The following is a 14,952-nucleotide window of genomic DNA, read 5'->3' on the forward strand; positions in this document are numbered from 1 at the left end:
GTCATCCTAGTGAGCGGCCCAGTCGTCGCGTCCGAAGATCTTCGTGGTCAGCTTCTCGAACAGGTAGGACAGGTCGCCCTGGCGTGCGTGGGCGGCCACCTTGGACGCGCGGCATGACAGTTCGAACAGCTTGCCCAGGCCGGGCTCGGTGCGGCGGATGCGCGTGACGATCTGCTCGCGCTCTTCGAGCAGCACGTCCTGCATCAGCGCCGTCTTGGTTTCGTCGTGCGCGGTGTACACGCCCAGTGCATCGGGCACGATCAGGTTCTTGCCCTCGCGCAGCAGCCGGCTCCACAGTTCCAGGTCCATGCAATAGCGCATGCTCTCTTGCAGCAGGCCATACTTGCGCAGCAGGTCGCGGCGGAAGATGGCGGACTGGTTCGGGATGGACGCCTTCACCACCGTCAGCGTGCCCCGGTTGACCGGCGTGTAGTGGATCTTGCGGAAGATGTGGTTGTCGGCGTCGGCCACGAACAGGTTGCCGCTGACGATCGGCGCGCGGCCTCGGGCGGCGGCCGTGCCCAGCTTGCGCAGGGCGCCGGGGAAGTACAGGTCATCCGAATTCTGCCAGCCGACGTAATCGCCCGTGGCGCGTTCGAAGCCCTTGTTGATGGCGTGGGACTGACCCCGGTCTGGAGTGCTTTCCCAATACGTCAGGTAACGCTCGTACTTGCGGATGATGTCCACGCTGCCATCGGTCGAGCCGCCATCGATGATGATGTACTCCAGACGCGGATAGCCCTGGTTCAGCACCGACAGGATGGTGCGCTCCAGGAACTTGGCCTGGTTGAACGAGGGGGTCACGATGGTCACCTTCGGCAACAGGCCGCTGGCGATCGGCGCGGGCGGACGCAGCTCGCGGACGAAGTCGATGAGCTGACGTGAGTACTCGTTATGACGCTTGCGCATGTAAGACCTCAGCATGTTGGTGTTATCGGGTGGCCGCAGGCAGCGCGCCCGGAAACTCGGGGCGGGATTGGCGGATGGCCAGCGCCACGCCGGCAAGCGTGATCGCCGCATACGCCATGCGGCCCCAGGCCGCGGCGTGTTCGCCCGCCGCGTGCACCAGGCCCGCCATGACACACAGCATCGCCAGTCCGCCCAACCCGTTCAGGATGGCGACGGCGCGCGAATTGCCCAGCCCCAGCAATGAAAAGTGGGCCGCGGCGTTCAACGACAGCAGCCCGGAGGCCACGATCAACAATTGGAAGGTGCCCAGGTGGCCCGCCGCCACGTTGTCGCCCAGCAGCAGGTTCAACAGCGGGTGGCTGACGGCCAGCACGGCCAGCGTGGCGGTCGCGGACAGCGCCAGGTTCCACGTCATCATGCGGCGGATCTCGCGTTCGACAGCCCCCGCGTAGGGCGGCGACACCGACAGGCGGGTCACGCGCGGCATCGCCTTCTGGAAGATGGCGACGGCGGCGGTGTGGATGATCTGCCCGACCTGCACGCCTACCGTGTAGATCGCCAGCGCGGCCGGGCCCATCATGCTGCCCACCAGCACGCGGTCCACCGATCCGAAAGCCAGCGCGCTCAGGCTGTTCAGCCACGACCAGCGCGAAAATTTGAAGGCGTCCATCATCGCGCCACGGTCGCGCACCGGACGCACCAGCACATGGCCATAGGTGCGCGAGAACACACGCATCTTGACGCTGCCGGCCACCAGCAGGCCCAGCGCCTGCGCCAGCCCCGTGTAGGTGGGCGAGGCGGTCATCCAGGCGGTCGCGCAGGCCAGCGCCATGGTGCCGCTGCGGCTGAAGACCTCGCACAGCGCGGTGGCGCGAAAATCCTCTCGGCCTTTCAGGCAGCCCGAGAACAATTGGTCGTATTGCTGCGTCAGGTAAATGGCCAGGGCGGGCAGCGCCAGCAGCGTCACCGCCACGCCACCAAAGGTGGCGGCCGGCCAGGCCAGGCCCACCACGGCCCACAGCAATACGGCGGCCAGCGTCACCACGCCCAGCGCGCAGCCGATCAGCGACATGCTGACGCCGGCCGCGCGGTAAGCGCCGCCCGGTTCGTGCATCCTTTCGGACACCAGCTTGGTGGCGGTCACGGCCGCGCCCAGGTTGGCGGCGTTGCCGAACCCGGCCAGCGCGATGATCATCGAATACTGGCCGAAGCCCACCGTGCCCAACTGCCGGAACAGAATGGGCAGGGCCACCAGCGCCGCGACCGGGCCGATGCCGTATTCCACCAGCCCCCAAAAGGAGGCATTGCCGGCGATGTGTTTCCTGACGAATCCAAGCATCGGGGAAGCCTGTGGTTAGTGCTGGCGCGGCCGTCAGGCCACGGGCAGCGCCGATTGGGATTGATCCGCGCGTTCACGCAGGAAGTGCTGGTAGGCCAGCGCGATGCCGTCGGTCAACGACACGGCGGGCTGCCAGCCCAGCGCCGTCACCCGCGACGAATCCATCAGCTTGCGCGGCGTGCCGTCCGGCTTGGCCGTGTCGTAGACGATGCGTCCCTGGTAGCCGACCACGCGCGCCACCAGCGCCGCCAGGTCCGCAATGCTGATGTCCTTGCCCGCGCCGATGTTGTAGATGCCCTCGGCGTCTGGATGCTCCATCAGCATGACGCAGGCCTTGGCCAGATCATCCACGTACAGGAATTCGCGCAGCGGCGTGCCCGTGCCCCAGATCGTCACGCTTTCCTGACCGGCTTCGCGGCCTTCATGGAATTTGCGGATCAGCGCCGGCAGCACGTGGCTGCTATGCAGGTCGTAGTTGTCGTGCGGGCCGTACAGGTTGGTGGGCATGGCGCAGATGAAGCGCGCGCCATACTCCCGCTGGTAGGCTTCGCACAGCTTCAGGCCGGCGATCTTGGCGATGGCGTAGGGCTCGTTGGTGGCTTCCAGCGGCCCGGTCAGCAGCGCGTCTTCGCGGATCGGCTGGGGCGCCTCGCGCGGGTAGATGCACGACGAACCCAGGAACAGCAGCTTGCGCACGCCGGCCGCATACGCGGCGCGGATCACGTTGCACTGGATCATCAGGTTCTTGTAGAGGAAGTCGACCGGATGGTTCTGGTTGGCCAGGATGCCGCCCACTTTGGCGGCGGCCAGGTACACCACATCGACCGGCGTGGTCGAGAAGAAGCGGTGCACCTGGTTCTGGTTTTCCAGGTCCAGCTCGGCACGGGTGCGCGTCAGCACGTCGGGATAGCCGCGGCGTTGCAGTTCGCGGGTGATCGCGGCGCCCACCATGCCGCGATGGCCCGCCACGAATACGCGTTGGTCCTGATGGGTCATGGCGCGCTACTCCTTGTAGGCGTAGATTTCGTAGCCGTTCTGTTCGACCAGCGCGTCGCGGCGCGCATCCTTCAGGTCGGCTTCCACCATTTCCTTGACCAGCTGCGCGAACGTGGTGCGCGGCGACCAGCCCAGCTTTTCGCGCGCCTTGGTGGGGTCGCCCAACAGGGTTTCCACTTCGGTCGGACGGAAGTAGCGCGGGTCCACACGCACGATGACCTGGCCGGGCTTGACGTCATGCACCGGCGAGAACAGCACGGTGGCCGTTTCTTCCAGGCCTTCGCCTTCCCACGCCAGCAGGATGCCCAGCTCGCGGGCCGCCGTATTGATGAATTCGCGCACGCTGTACTGCAAGCCGGTGGCGATGACGTAATCCTCCGGCGTGTCCTGTTGCAGCATCAGCCACTGCATTTCGACGTAGTCGCGCGCATGACCCCAATCGCGCAGCGCGGACAGGTTGCCCAGGTACAGGCATTCCTGCAAACCCAGCACGATGCGCGCCAGGCCGCGCGTGATCTTGCGCGTGACGAAGGTTTCGCCGCGCTTGGGCGATTCGTGGTTGAACAGGATGCCGTTGCAGGCGTACATCCCATACGCTTCGCGGTAGTTCACGCTGATCCAGTAGGCGTAGAGCTTGGCGGCGGCGTAAGGGCTGCGCGGATAGAAGGGGGTGGTTTCCTTCTGCGGCGTCTCTTGCACCAGGCCGTACAGCTCCGATGTGGACGCCTGATAGAAGCGCGCCTTGTTTTCCAGCTTCAGGATGCGGATCGCTTCCAGCAGGCGCAAGGTGCCCAGGCCGTCGGCATTGGCGGTGTATTCCGGTTCTTCGAACGAGACCCCCACGTGGCTCTGCGCGGCCAGGTTGTAGATTTCGTCCGGCTGCACCGATTGCACGATACGGATCAGGCTGCAAGAGTCGGTCATGTCGCCGTGATGCAGCACGAAGTTGCGCGGCTTGTCATGCGGATCCTGGTACAGATGGTCGATGCGGGCGGTGTTGAACAGCGAAGCGCGTCGCTTGATGCCATGGACCTCATAGCCCTTGGCCAACAGGAACTCGGCCAGATAGGCCCCGTCTTGTCCGGTAACGCCGGTAATCAGTGCCCGTTTTGGCATGGTTGTATCCTTAAGACTTAGTGACTGCACGAAAGGAGCCGAAGGCTGCGGAACCAATTTGCAATGAGATTACTGTTGCACCCGCCGCCAAGATATCGGCCAAAAGGTCTAAGAGTTCAGCCTGTCGATAGGGAAAAAGGGATTGGATTGATTCGTCCAGCGCACCCAGGGCGGTGATGGCCAGCATGGCCACCAGGGCAGGGCGCCGGTTGACCGACAGGTAGATCAATCCCGTCAATACGGCGTAGGCCACAAGATGCAGCCGCTTGTCCCCGAAAGCGTCGGACATCTGGGCCGCCAGGCCGGGCAGGTTCCCCACGGTGACGAGCACCAGGAAGAACACGCCCGCGGCAGGCAGGCACAGACGCGCGAAGCGGGGCCGCCAAAATGGGGCGGAATCAAACGATTCAGACCCTTCCATACATATCCTGGAAGCGGACGATGTCGTCTTCGCCCAAATAGGCGCCAGACTGCACTTCGATGATTTCCAGCGGGATCTTCCCCGGGTTTTCCAGGCTATGGGTTTCGCCCAGCGGGATGTAGGTCGACTGGTTCTCCGTCAACAGGTATTGCTTGTCGCCGTTGTAGATGCGCGCCGTGCCCGACACCACGATCCAGTGCTCCGCGCGGTGATGATGCATCTGCGAAGACAGCCGTGCGCCCGGCTTGACCGTGATCCGCTTGACCTGATAGCGCGGGCCATGGCCTACCGAGTCATACGACCCCCAGGGGCGTTGCACCTCGCGGTGATGATTCAGCTCCGACCGATGCTGGGTCTTGAAGATCTCGACCAGCCGCTTGACGTCCTGCGAGCGCGACTTGTGCGCCACCAGCACCGCGTCGGCGGTCTCGATCACCACGATGTCGTCCAGCCCCACCGAGGCCACCAGCCGGCTGGTGGAATGGATCAGGCAATTGCGCGAGTCCTCCACCATCACATCGCCCGTGGTGGAATTGCCTTCCACCGTCTTCTGGGCGATGCCCCAGACCGCGTCCCAGGCGCCCACGTCGCTCCACGAGGCCGCCAGCGGAATGACCACCGCGCTGTCCGTGCGCTCCATGATGGCGTAGTCCATCGAATCGCTGGGGCAGGCCTCGAACGAGGGGGCATCCAGATGGAACAGCCCGTCCTCGCCATGGCCGGTCGCTACCGCCGCCTGCACCTGCTCAAGCATCTTGGGCGCCAGCCGCGCCATTTCAGACAGGAACACCGACGCCTGGAACGCGAACATGCCGCTGTTCCAGTAGTAGCCGCCGTCGTCGATCAGGCGTTGCGCCACCTCGGGCGAGGGCTTTTCCACGAAGCGGCGCACGCGGCGCGCCGGAGCCATCACGCCGGGCTCGTCCGACTGGATGTAGCCATAGCCACTGAGCGGCGCAGTAGGCGTGATGCCGAAGGTGACCAGCGCGCCTTGACGCGCTGCCTCGTAGGCCTGGGCGAACGCTTCCTGCAACACCGGGCCGTCTTCCAGCACGTGGTCCGACGGCATGATCAGCATGATCGGGTCTTCGCCATCGCGCATGGCGCGCAGCGTGGCGGCGGCGATGGCCGGCGCGGTGTTGCGCGCGTGGGGCTCAAGAATGACTTCCGCGTCCTTGATGCCCAGCTCCTGCGCCTGCTCGGCGGCGATGTACTGGTGCGCATCGTTGCAGACCAGCATCGGCTTGGCCTTGGCGCCTGCCGACCCAAGGCGCAGCAGCGTGTTCTGCAACAGGCTGCGGGAATCGGTCAAACGGATGAACTGCTTGGGCAACAGTTCGCGCGACAGCGGCCACAGGCGCGAGCCGGAACCGCCGCAAAGAATGACTGCCCGGTAGGCGGGAGGGGGATTCGTCATGGCGCTCACTCCTTGAAGTAGGCCTGGGTGTACGGATGCACGCCGGGATCGGCGGCGATCTCTTCCGCTTGCAGCCAGCGGTAGTCATGGTGCTGGCCGCGCGGAAGGGTTGCGGTATCCAACGAAAGCTCGGCCTCGTAGGCGAGGACGACATAGTGGGTGGAGCGTCCCGCTTCACCCGCGAAATTGGTGCCATAGAAGTGTTCGTACACGCCGCGCGGCGTCCACGCGTCGGGGGCGATGGCCAGCCCCAGTTCCTCGCGGGCGATGCGGTCCAGCGCGGTGCGCAGCGCTTCGTTCTTGCGGATGCGTCCGCCCGGCACGAACCAGGCGCCGCGCGCCGGCGGGTTCGTGCGCAGCCCGGTCAGGTAGCGGCCGGCGCCATCGCGCAGCAACAGGTCGATGGAAACCAGCGGCAGCATCTCGACCGCCTGGCGGAAATCGGCGCGCGGCAATACGCCTGCCGGCGCGTTGCTGGCGGGGGCCGTGGCGGCGGCGGGCCATCCCAAGGGGCTAGTAGACATTTCGGCCCGTCCATCCCGACACGGCCGTGCGGGCGATGATCAGCAGGTCCATCCGGAACGTCCAGTGCTGGATGTAATAGATGTCGTGCTCGACTCGGTCGCTCATCTTGCGCAGCGTGTCCGTCTGCCCACGAAAACCGTTGACCTGCGCCCAGCCCGTGATGCCCGGCTTGACGCGGTGGCGCATCATGTAGCGCTGCACCAGGTCCTTGTACATCTCGTTGTGTTCCAGCGCGTGCGGGCGCGGCCCCACCACCGACATGTCGCCCATCAATACATTCAGGAACTGCGGCAGCTCGTCCAGGCTGGTGCGCCGCAGGAAGCCGCCGATGCGCGTAATGCGGGAATCGTTGCGCGTGGCCTGCGTGACCGTGCCATGTTCCTGATGCACGGTCATGGTGCGGAACTTGTAGACGTGAAAGACCTTGCCATCCACGCCCAGGCGGGGCTGCGTGAAGAACACGGGGCCGCGCGAAGTCAGCTTGATCGCCAGCGCAATGGACAACATCAGCGGCGCCAGCCCGATCAGCGCGCAGAACGCGAAGCTGCGGTCGAACACTTCCTTGGCCCAGCCGCGCACGCCGGCGGCGGGCAGGCTATTGAGCTGGATGGCGGGCAGCCCCAGGAATTCGCCGATGCGATGGCCCAGCAGCTGGATCGACATCACATCCGGAATCCAGCGGATATCCACCAAGTCGTTGCGCAGGTGATACAGCACCTCGCGCAATTCCTGCCCCGCCTCCATCGGAAGGACGATCCAGATCTCGCGCACGTTGTGTTCGTGCACGAAGGCATGCAGGTTATCCAGGTCATGCAGGCGGCGCACTTGCGGCGGCAGGCTCTCGTGCGGCTCGGCGTAGATGCCCGCGACCTCGTAGCCCGCGCCCCGGTAGCGTTCGACGCGGCGCCACAGGTCATGGCCCAGCGCGCCAAAACCCACCAGCAGGACGTGCTTCTTGTTCAGCCCGCGATCGCGCGCGGCGCCCAGCGCGGCGTAGACCGCCAGGCGCACGCCCGCCAGCGCCAGCGCCGTCATCCCAAACCAGGTAGCAGCCCACATGCGCGATATCGCGGCGGTCTGATGCATGAGAAAACTGACGAGGATGCCCAGTGCGAACACCGTCGCCCACGCCGCCAGGCTGCGCACGACCAGATCGGTCAGGAGCCGTCCGCGCCACGATACATACAGCCGGAATGCGGGGAACAGGGCGATCACGCCCAGGCCGCATAGATAGATCAGGAACAGATGAATCTGCGGTGGATCCGCCAATGCATCTTCCGAGAATTTCAAGCCGGTGGCAGTCAAGCCGCAGGCGATCACGATCGCGGCATCGAGCAGGCGGTATAGATAGCTTGCTCCACTGAATCTTGCCGACGTGTCCGAGTGGGACGGGTCCATCGCGCACTCCTGTTCGGGGGGAGTCTTCTTGCGGCAAAAAAAAACGATGCACTGCCGCAAAACATGTGGCTACCGACGAAATCTTATTGAGTGCGTGGCGTACCCGAAACCTCCAAACGATGTAGGAGAAGGCTTAGGGCATCCGTCGAATGTGCGGGGCTTCGAAAAGAGAGTGGAATGTCGCAACCCGTTACGCATCGGGCTCCATTCCAAGCAACGAAGTCATTCACAGTGGATTTGCCATGACGACATTTTTCGGAACGTTGAGCCGAGCCATCGCCGCTATCGCGCTCGTGTCCTCGCTGGGCGCTTGCGCCCTGTCTCCCGGTATGACCTTTAATGCCAGCCACCTCGTCGATCCCCTGGATCCGAATTCCGTGGCGCCGATCAAGGAAATCACGCCGTCGCTGGTGGTCGATGACTTGCGCGCACGCCAGGCGTTGATCAACAACGATGGCGTAGAAAAGCTCGTCGGCAGCGTCGAGCCCTACCGCATCGGGCCAGGCGACATTCTCTCCATCGTCGTTTGGGATCACCCCGAACTCGTCCTTCCGACGCAAACCTATGCCATCGGGACTGGGGTCACCGAACTAATCATGGGGGATACCGCCTCGGGCATACCGGGGTATACCGTCTCATCCACTGGATACATCCAATTTCCCTATACCGGACTGCTGAAAGTGGCGGGGTTGACGGAACTTCAGGCGCGCAATCTCATAGTCAATAGTTCCGGCAAGTACATCCAGGATCCGCAGATCACGGTGCGCGTGCTGGGCTATCGAAGCAAGCGTGTCTACGTCGAAGGCGAAGTGAAATTGCCGGGCACGGTTGCCATCAACGACATTCCGATGACTCTGCTCGAAGCGGTCAACCGCGCGGGTGGCTTGCTGCCCACCGCCGACCGCAGCGCCGTCTATGTCATTCGCGATGGCCGCCGCACCCGTGTGAACTTGCCCGCGCTGATCGAACGTGGCCAGGACTTGAATCAGGTCATGCTGAAGTCGGGCGACATCGTGCGTGTCACGCCGCGCGACGACAGCAAGGTCTTCGTGATGGGTGAAGTGTTCCTGCCCACCACGGTCGTGATGCGCGATGGCCGCATGTCGCTGACCGAGGCGCTGGGCATGGCGGGAGGCCCGAACCAGTTGACGGCCGACGCCTCGCAGGTGTTTGTGGTGCGCAGTACCGAGCAAGCGACGCCGCAGGTGTTCCATCTGAACTCCAAGTCGCCGCAGGCTCTGGCAGTTGGCGCGAAGTTTGAGTTGGAACCCAAAGACGTCGTGTTCGTGGATACGGCCGCGCTGGTGCGGTGGAACCGCTTCATCAGCAACCTGTTCCCGAGCGCGCAAACGGTGCAGACCGTCAAGTCGATCAACTAGTCCGCCTTTCCGGGCCCTCGGGCCCAAAACAACGCCTTTGGGGGCGCCGCATCCGGCGCGGCGCCCACGTCTGGAGAGCTGCATGTCGTTGCCCATCGAATCATTCGAGCCCAGTGTCCCGGCTCGCCAGCAGGAAACCCCGTTGTCCTCGCACGTGGACGCCATCATTTCAAACCGTTGGATGATTCTTGCGATCACCTTGTTCGCCTTCCTCGGCGCGCTTGCGTATGTGATGGTGACCCCGTCCGTGTATTCGGCCGACATCATCGTGCAGGTCGAAGAGGAAATGCCGAACGGCCAGGCGCGCAGCCTGCTGGGCGACGTGTCCGCCATGTTCGACACCAAGGCAGAGACCTCGGGCGAAATGGAAGTGCTGCGTTCGCGCATGGTGGTGGGGCCGGCCGTCGACAAATTCCTGTTGTACATCCACGCCAAGCCGCGTTATTTCCCGGTGGTGGGCGAATGGCTCGCGCAGCGCTATGAGGCGCTGCCGTATCCGTCCAGCCTGCCGCGCGGCGGCTATGCGTGGGGCGGCGAACGCATTGCGATCTCGCAATTGGACGTGCCCAACGAATGGCTGGGCAAGCCGTTTCGCGTGACCACGCAAGGCGAAGGGCGCTACACGCTGACCGACAAGTTCACCGGCGCCACGTTCAGCGGCGCGGTGGGCAAGCCCGAACGCTTCCTGTTGCCGGGCGGCGGCGCGATGGACGTGCACATCGACGCGCTGACGGGGCGCCCGGGCACCGAGTTCACGATCTCGCGCAGCTCGCGCCTGGCGGCAATCGAAGACGTGCAATCGCACCTGGGCATCTTCGAGCGAGGCCGCGCATCGGGTGTGATCGGCGTCACGCTGGAAGGCAACGATCCGGCGCTGACCACGGCCGTGCTCAACCAGATCGGCCAGGAGTACGTGCAGCAGAACGTGAATCGCAAGGCGGCGCAGGCGGAGAAGTCGCTGGGCTTTCTTGAGCAGCAGCTGCCTATCCTGAAAGGCGAACTGGACGCGGCCGAAACCAAGTACAACGCCTTGCGCAACAAGCGCGGCACCATCGATTTGTCCGAAGAAGCCAAGCTGATTTTGGCGCAGTCCGTGGATGCGCAGACCAAGGTGATGGAGCTGCGTTCCAAGCGCCAGGAACTGATCACGCGCTTTGCGCCGACGCACCCGAGCATCGTGGCGATCGATCGGCAGATTGCATCGCTGACCGGCGACGTCAATCGCATCGGCAACAACATCAAGGCGCTGCCCGACCTGGAGCAGGACGTGGTGCGCCTGGTGCGTGACGTGCGCGTGAACACCGAGCTGTACACGGGCCTGCTCAACAACGCCCAGCAACTGCGCCTGATCCGCGCCGGCAAGGTGGGCAACGTGCGCATCCTGGACGCCGCCGTGCAGCCGGACCGCCCCGTGCGTCCGAAGGCCGCGATCATCATCGGCGTGGCCACGGCCATCGGCCTGATCTTCGGCATGCTGTGCGCGTTCGTGCGCAACGCCCTGTTCGGCGGTTTGTCGGAACCGGACGACGTGGAACGCTACACGGGCCTGCCGGTGCTGGCGGCCATTCCGTACAGCGACATGCAGGACAAGCTGTGGCGCCGCAGCCGCCGCAAGAACGCTACCGTGCCCGCGCTGCTGGCGCAAAGCCAGGGCAACGCGCCACCCATCGAGAGCTTGCGTTCGTTCCGCAACGTGCTGCAAGCATCGCTGCGCCAGTCGGCCAACAACATGGTCATGTTCACCGGCCCGGTGGCGGGCGTGGGCAAGTCGTTCCTGTCGGCCAACTTTGCCTTCATCCAAGGCGGCGTGGGCAAGCGCGTGCTGCTGATCGATGCCGACTTCCGCAAGGGCCAGTTGAACCGCTATTTCGGCGTGCCCAAGGAAGACGGCCTGTTCGAAGTGCTGTCGGGCACGATTCCGCTTGAGCGCGTCAGAAAGCACAGCGTGTCCGAAGGCGTGGACTTCATCGCCACCGGCGCGGTCACCTTCGATCCTTCCGAATTGCTGGCCTCGCCCGTGTTCGGCGCCACCTTGCGCGAGCTGTCCTCGCAGTACGACATGGTCATCCTGGACACGGCGCCCGTGCTGTCGTCGCCGGACGCCGCGGTGGTCGGCACGCACGCCGCCGCCGTCATGGTGGTGGTGCGTTCAGGCATGAACACGGTGGGCGAGATCCGCGAGACGGCCAAGCGCCTGATCCAGGCCGGCGCGCCGGTCGATGGCGTGCTGTTCAACGGCCTGAAGCTGATGCCGGAACGCTTCGGCTTCCGCTCCAAGTATGGCAATTATCGATACTCCCGCGCGGCGTATTACGGCGATTTCAAACAGAACGGTCCCAAGTAACGCCACCCGGAGAAACTGGCATGCACGGAACTTTTGGCTGGGATACCCCGCAAATTCTGGATGCGGTTTTCAAGGCTTACGACATACGCGGCACCGTGCCGGACGAGATAGACGCGCGATTCGCGCACAGCCTGGGCATGGCGGCCGGCACCAAGGCGCGCGAGCAGGGCGCCCGGTCGATGGTGGTGGGACGCGACGGCCGCCTGAGCAGCGTGGAACTGGCGGCGGCATTGCAGGCCGGGCTGCGCTCGGCCGGCATGCACGTCATCGATATCGGCATGGCCACCACGCCGATGGTGTATTTCGCTACGCGCCTGATGGACACAGGCGCGGGCATTGCGGTCACCGGCAGCCACAACCCGCCGGCCCACAACGGCTTCAAGATCGTGCTGGACGGCGCTTCGCTGTACGGCGAGGGCATTACGGCGCTGCGCGACGCCATGCGCCTGCCCATCGAATCGGCCAGCGTGGCGGGCGGCCGCACGCAGATGCAGATCCAGCCGTGCTACGCGGCGCGCCTGGTGGGCGACATCCGCATGGCGCGGCCGATGAAGATCGCCATCGACTGCGGCAGCGGCGTGGCCGGTGCGGTGGCGCCGGCGCTGTTTCGCGCGTTGGGATGCGAGGTGACCGAATTGTTCTGCGAGGTGGACGGTTCGTTTCCCGGCCACCATCCCGACCCGGCCGACCCTCAGAACCTGCAAGACCTGATCTATTGCCTGCGCTATTCCGACTGCGAGGTCGGCCTGGCATTCGACGGGGACGGAGACCGGCTGGGCGTGGTCACAAAATCGGGACAGATCATCTGGCCGGATCGGCAACTGATCCTGTTCGCCCGCGATGTGCTGTCCCGCAACCCGGGCGCCGAGATCCTCTACGACGTCAAATGCAGCCGCCACGTGGCCCGCGCCATCTTCGAGGCGGGCGGCAAACCGACCATGTGCAAGACCGGGCATTCCCTCATCAAGGCCAAGATGCGCGAGTCGGGAGCGCTACTTGCTGGAGAGATGAGTGGGCATATGTTTTTCAAGGAGCGCTGGTACGGCTTCGACGATGGGATCTACGCCGCCGCCCGGCTGCTGGAGATCCTTTCCGCCGCGCCGGACCCGTCGGCGCTTCTTGAAGGCTTGCCGCAGTCCTGCGCGACCCCCGAAATCAAGCTGGACACCGCCGAAGGCGAACAGTTCGAACTGGTGAAGCTGCTGCGCGAACAAGGGGAATTCCCCAGCGCGGTCTCCATCAACGACCTGGACGGCGTACGCGTGGACTACGCCGATGGCTTTGGCCTGGCGCGTCCATCGAACACGACGCCGACGGTGGTTTTGCGTTTTGAAGGAGACACCGTGGCCGCATTGGCCCGTATCGAGGAGGACTTCCGCAACGCGTTCCGGCGCATTGCACCTCTCGTTCGTTTACCGTTCTAAGGAGCATCACGCGATGGGAAAGGCCAATTATGCGATTGAGGCGTTGAGGGCGGATTCCGGCCTTGCGCAGAGCCCTGAGTGGCAGGCGTTCGCGCAGGCGGCCGAAGCCGCCCAGCTGAACGCCGATACGCTGAAAGTCATTGAAGCAGCCGGCTTGTGTGTGGACTTGACCATGCAGCGCCAATCCCCCGCGCTGGAAGCGGCGGCGCTGAACCTGCTGCAAGCGCGCGGGCTGGCGGACGCCCGCCACTCGCTGTTCGCGGGCGACCCCGTCAATTGGACGGAAGGCCGCCCCGCCTGGCACACGGCGGTGCGCGCAGGGCGCACGCCCGAGCAGCCGGACGGCCTGGACGCCGATTCGGTCTGCGAATATTCGCGCATGAGCGACTTCGTGCGCCGGGTGGACCAGACGGCAGATTTTTCAACGGTGCTTCATATCGGCATCGGCGGCAGCGACTGGGGCCCGCGCCTGGCCGTGCAGGCGTTCGGCGGTCCGTCGCAACGCCGCCAGATCCGTTTCGTCGCCAACATCGACGGCCACGCATTCCATGACGCGGTCGCGGGCCTGGACCCGCGCCGTTGCCTGGTGGTGATTTCGTCCAAGTCCTTCACGACGACGGAAACGCTGCACAACGCGCGCGCCGCTGTTGCCTGGCTCAAGCAGGGCGGGGTGGCGGACGTGTCCGAGCACCTGGCGGCGGTGACCGCCAACGTGTCGGCCGCGCGCGCCTTTGGCGTGCCGGCCAGCCAGACCTTCAAGATGTGCGACTGGGTGGGCGGACGTTATTCCGTCTGGTCGGTGGCCGGCTTGTCGATCGCGCTGACCGTGGGCGCGGACGTGCTGATCGGCATGCGGGCGGGCGCCGAGGCCATGGACCAGCATTTCCAGAACGCGCCTTTCGCGGCGAACGCACCGATCCAGCTGGCCCTGGCCGGCTTGGTCAATTGCAGCGTGCTGGGCTACAACTCGCTGAACGTCGCCGCCTACAGCGCGCGTCTGCTGCATCTGGTGACGTACCTGCAGCAGCTGGAAATGGAATCGCTGGGCAAGCGCGTCGCGGGCGATGGCACGTCGGTGGGCGTACCTACCGCGCCCATCATCTGGGGCATGCCGGGCACCGACGGCCAGCACACCTTCTTCCAATGGCTGCATCAAAGCGAGGAAGGCGCGCCGGTCGATTTCATCGCCAGCCTGCAAGGCCATGCGGACAGCCCTGACGCCCATCGCCTGCTGCTGGCGAACTGCCTGGCGCAGCGCCAGGCGCTGCTGCGTGGCAAGTGCCTGGAGCAAGCCCTGCAGGACGTCGCGCACATCGATGACCAGGAACGCGCGCTCAGTCTCGCGCAGCACATGGTGCATCCGGGCGGGCGTCCTTCCACGCTGATCGTGTTGCGCCAGCTGGATCCGCGCGGCCTGGGCGCATTGCTGGCCCTGTATGAACACAAGGTGTTCGTGCAAAGCGTCGTCTGGGGCATCAACCCGTTCGACCAGTTCGGCGTTGAGCTGGGCAAGCGGCTGGCCTCGGGCATCGAGCGTGAGCTGGCGGTGCCGGTGTCGGCGGGCGTGGTCGATTGGGGCCATGACGCGTCCACCTCGTATTGGATCGACCGCTATCGCAGCCACACGCAGGCGCCGCGTCCGCGCCATGCGTGGGTGCCGGGCGTGGCGGCGCATCTTTGACGG

Annotated in this window: 12 protein-coding genes; 4 read left to right on the forward strand and 8 right to left on the reverse strand. The window is 65.0% G+C overall.

The genetic code is table 11. From position 1 onward, the window contains the following. Positions 1 to 6: 6 nt before the first annotated feature. The 8 genes from API01S_RS00915 to API01S_RS00950 all read right to left on the reverse strand — a co-directional run bounded on the left by API01S_RS00915 (position 7) and on the right by API01S_RS00950 (position 8,121). Entirely contained in the window at positions 7 to 909 is a 903-nt protein-coding gene (locus API01S_RS00915) for a glycosyltransferase family 2 protein (protein WP_039883386.1), read from the reverse strand. A gap of 22 nt (positions 910 to 931) precedes the next feature. Next, positions 932 to 2,248 carry an oligosaccharide flippase family protein gene (locus tag API01S_RS00920; protein WP_050729928.1) on the reverse strand — a complete coding sequence of 439 codons (1,317 nt, stop codon included), beginning with the start codon at positions 2,246 to 2,248 and terminating at the stop codon, positions 932 to 934. Positions 2,249 to 2,281: 33 nt separating this feature from the next. Beyond that, complete coding sequence (locus tag API01S_RS00925; RefSeq protein WP_006220582.1) at positions 2,282 to 3,244, reverse strand: GDP-L-fucose synthase family protein; 963 nt, start codon at positions 3,242 to 3,244, stop codon at positions 2,282 to 2,284. A gap of 6 nt (positions 3,245 to 3,250) precedes the next feature. After that, a complete protein-coding gene (gene gmd / locus API01S_RS00930; RefSeq protein ID WP_006220581.1) occupies positions 3,251 to 4,360 on the reverse strand; it encodes a GDP-mannose 4,6-dehydratase in 1,110 nt (369 codons plus the stop codon). Between the two features lie 10 nt (positions 4,361 to 4,370). Then, positions 4,371 to 4,781: a VanZ family protein gene (locus tag API01S_RS00935; protein WP_006220580.1), complete on the reverse strand. Its 411-nt coding sequence runs from the start codon at positions 4,779 to 4,781 to the stop codon at positions 4,371 to 4,373. Further along, entirely contained in the window at positions 4,768 to 6,198 is a 1,431-nt protein-coding gene (locus tag API01S_RS00940; RefSeq protein WP_006220579.1) for a mannose-1-phosphate guanylyltransferase/mannose-6-phosphate isomerase, read from the reverse strand. The genes API01S_RS00935 and API01S_RS00940 overlap by 14 nt, the downstream gene beginning before the upstream one ends. Positions 6,199 to 6,203: 5 nt before the next feature. Further along, on the reverse strand, positions 6,204 to 6,620 hold the full coding sequence (locus tag API01S_RS00945) for a GDP-mannose mannosyl hydrolase (RefSeq protein ID WP_061303782.1): 417 nt from the start codon (positions 6,618 to 6,620) through the stop codon (positions 6,204 to 6,206). 91 nt (positions 6,621 to 6,711) lie between these two features. Further along, complete coding sequence (locus API01S_RS00950; protein ID WP_050729929.1) at positions 6,712 to 8,121, reverse strand: undecaprenyl-phosphate glucose phosphotransferase; 1,410 nt, start codon at positions 8,119 to 8,121, stop codon at positions 6,712 to 6,714. A gap of 242 nt (positions 8,122 to 8,363) precedes the next feature. Here API01S_RS00950 and API01S_RS00955 point away from each other — a divergent pair, with 242 nt between their 5' ends. The 4 genes from API01S_RS00955 to pgi all read left to right on the forward strand — a co-directional run bounded on the left by API01S_RS00955 (position 8,364) and on the right by pgi (position 14,949). Continuing rightward, positions 8,364 to 9,500: a polysaccharide biosynthesis/export family protein gene (locus API01S_RS00955; protein ID WP_061302683.1), complete on the forward strand. Its 1,137-nt coding sequence runs from the start codon at positions 8,364 to 8,366 to the stop codon at positions 9,498 to 9,500. A gap of 82 nt (positions 9,501 to 9,582) precedes the next feature. Further along, positions 9,583 to 11,844 (forward strand): GNVR domain-containing protein, encoded by a 2,262-nt coding sequence (locus tag API01S_RS00960; protein WP_006220575.1) that lies wholly within the window; start codon positions 9,583 to 9,585, stop codon positions 11,842 to 11,844. Between the two features lie 20 nt (positions 11,845 to 11,864). Further along, on the forward strand, positions 11,865 to 13,268 hold the full coding sequence (locus API01S_RS00965) for a phosphomannomutase/phosphoglucomutase (protein ID WP_006220574.1): 1,404 nt from the start codon (positions 11,865 to 11,867) through the stop codon (positions 13,266 to 13,268). A gap of 13 nt (positions 13,269 to 13,281) precedes the next feature. Beyond that, complete coding sequence (gene pgi / locus API01S_RS00970; RefSeq protein WP_006220573.1) at positions 13,282 to 14,949, forward strand: glucose-6-phosphate isomerase; 1,668 nt, start codon at positions 13,282 to 13,284, stop codon at positions 14,947 to 14,949. Positions 14,950 to 14,952: the final 3 nt, after the last annotated feature.

It is taken from the genome of Achromobacter piechaudii NBRC 102461 (genome assembly GCF_001571245.1).
GTDB lineage: Bacteria > Pseudomonadota > Gammaproteobacteria > Burkholderiales > Burkholderiaceae_B > Achromobacter > Achromobacter piechaudii.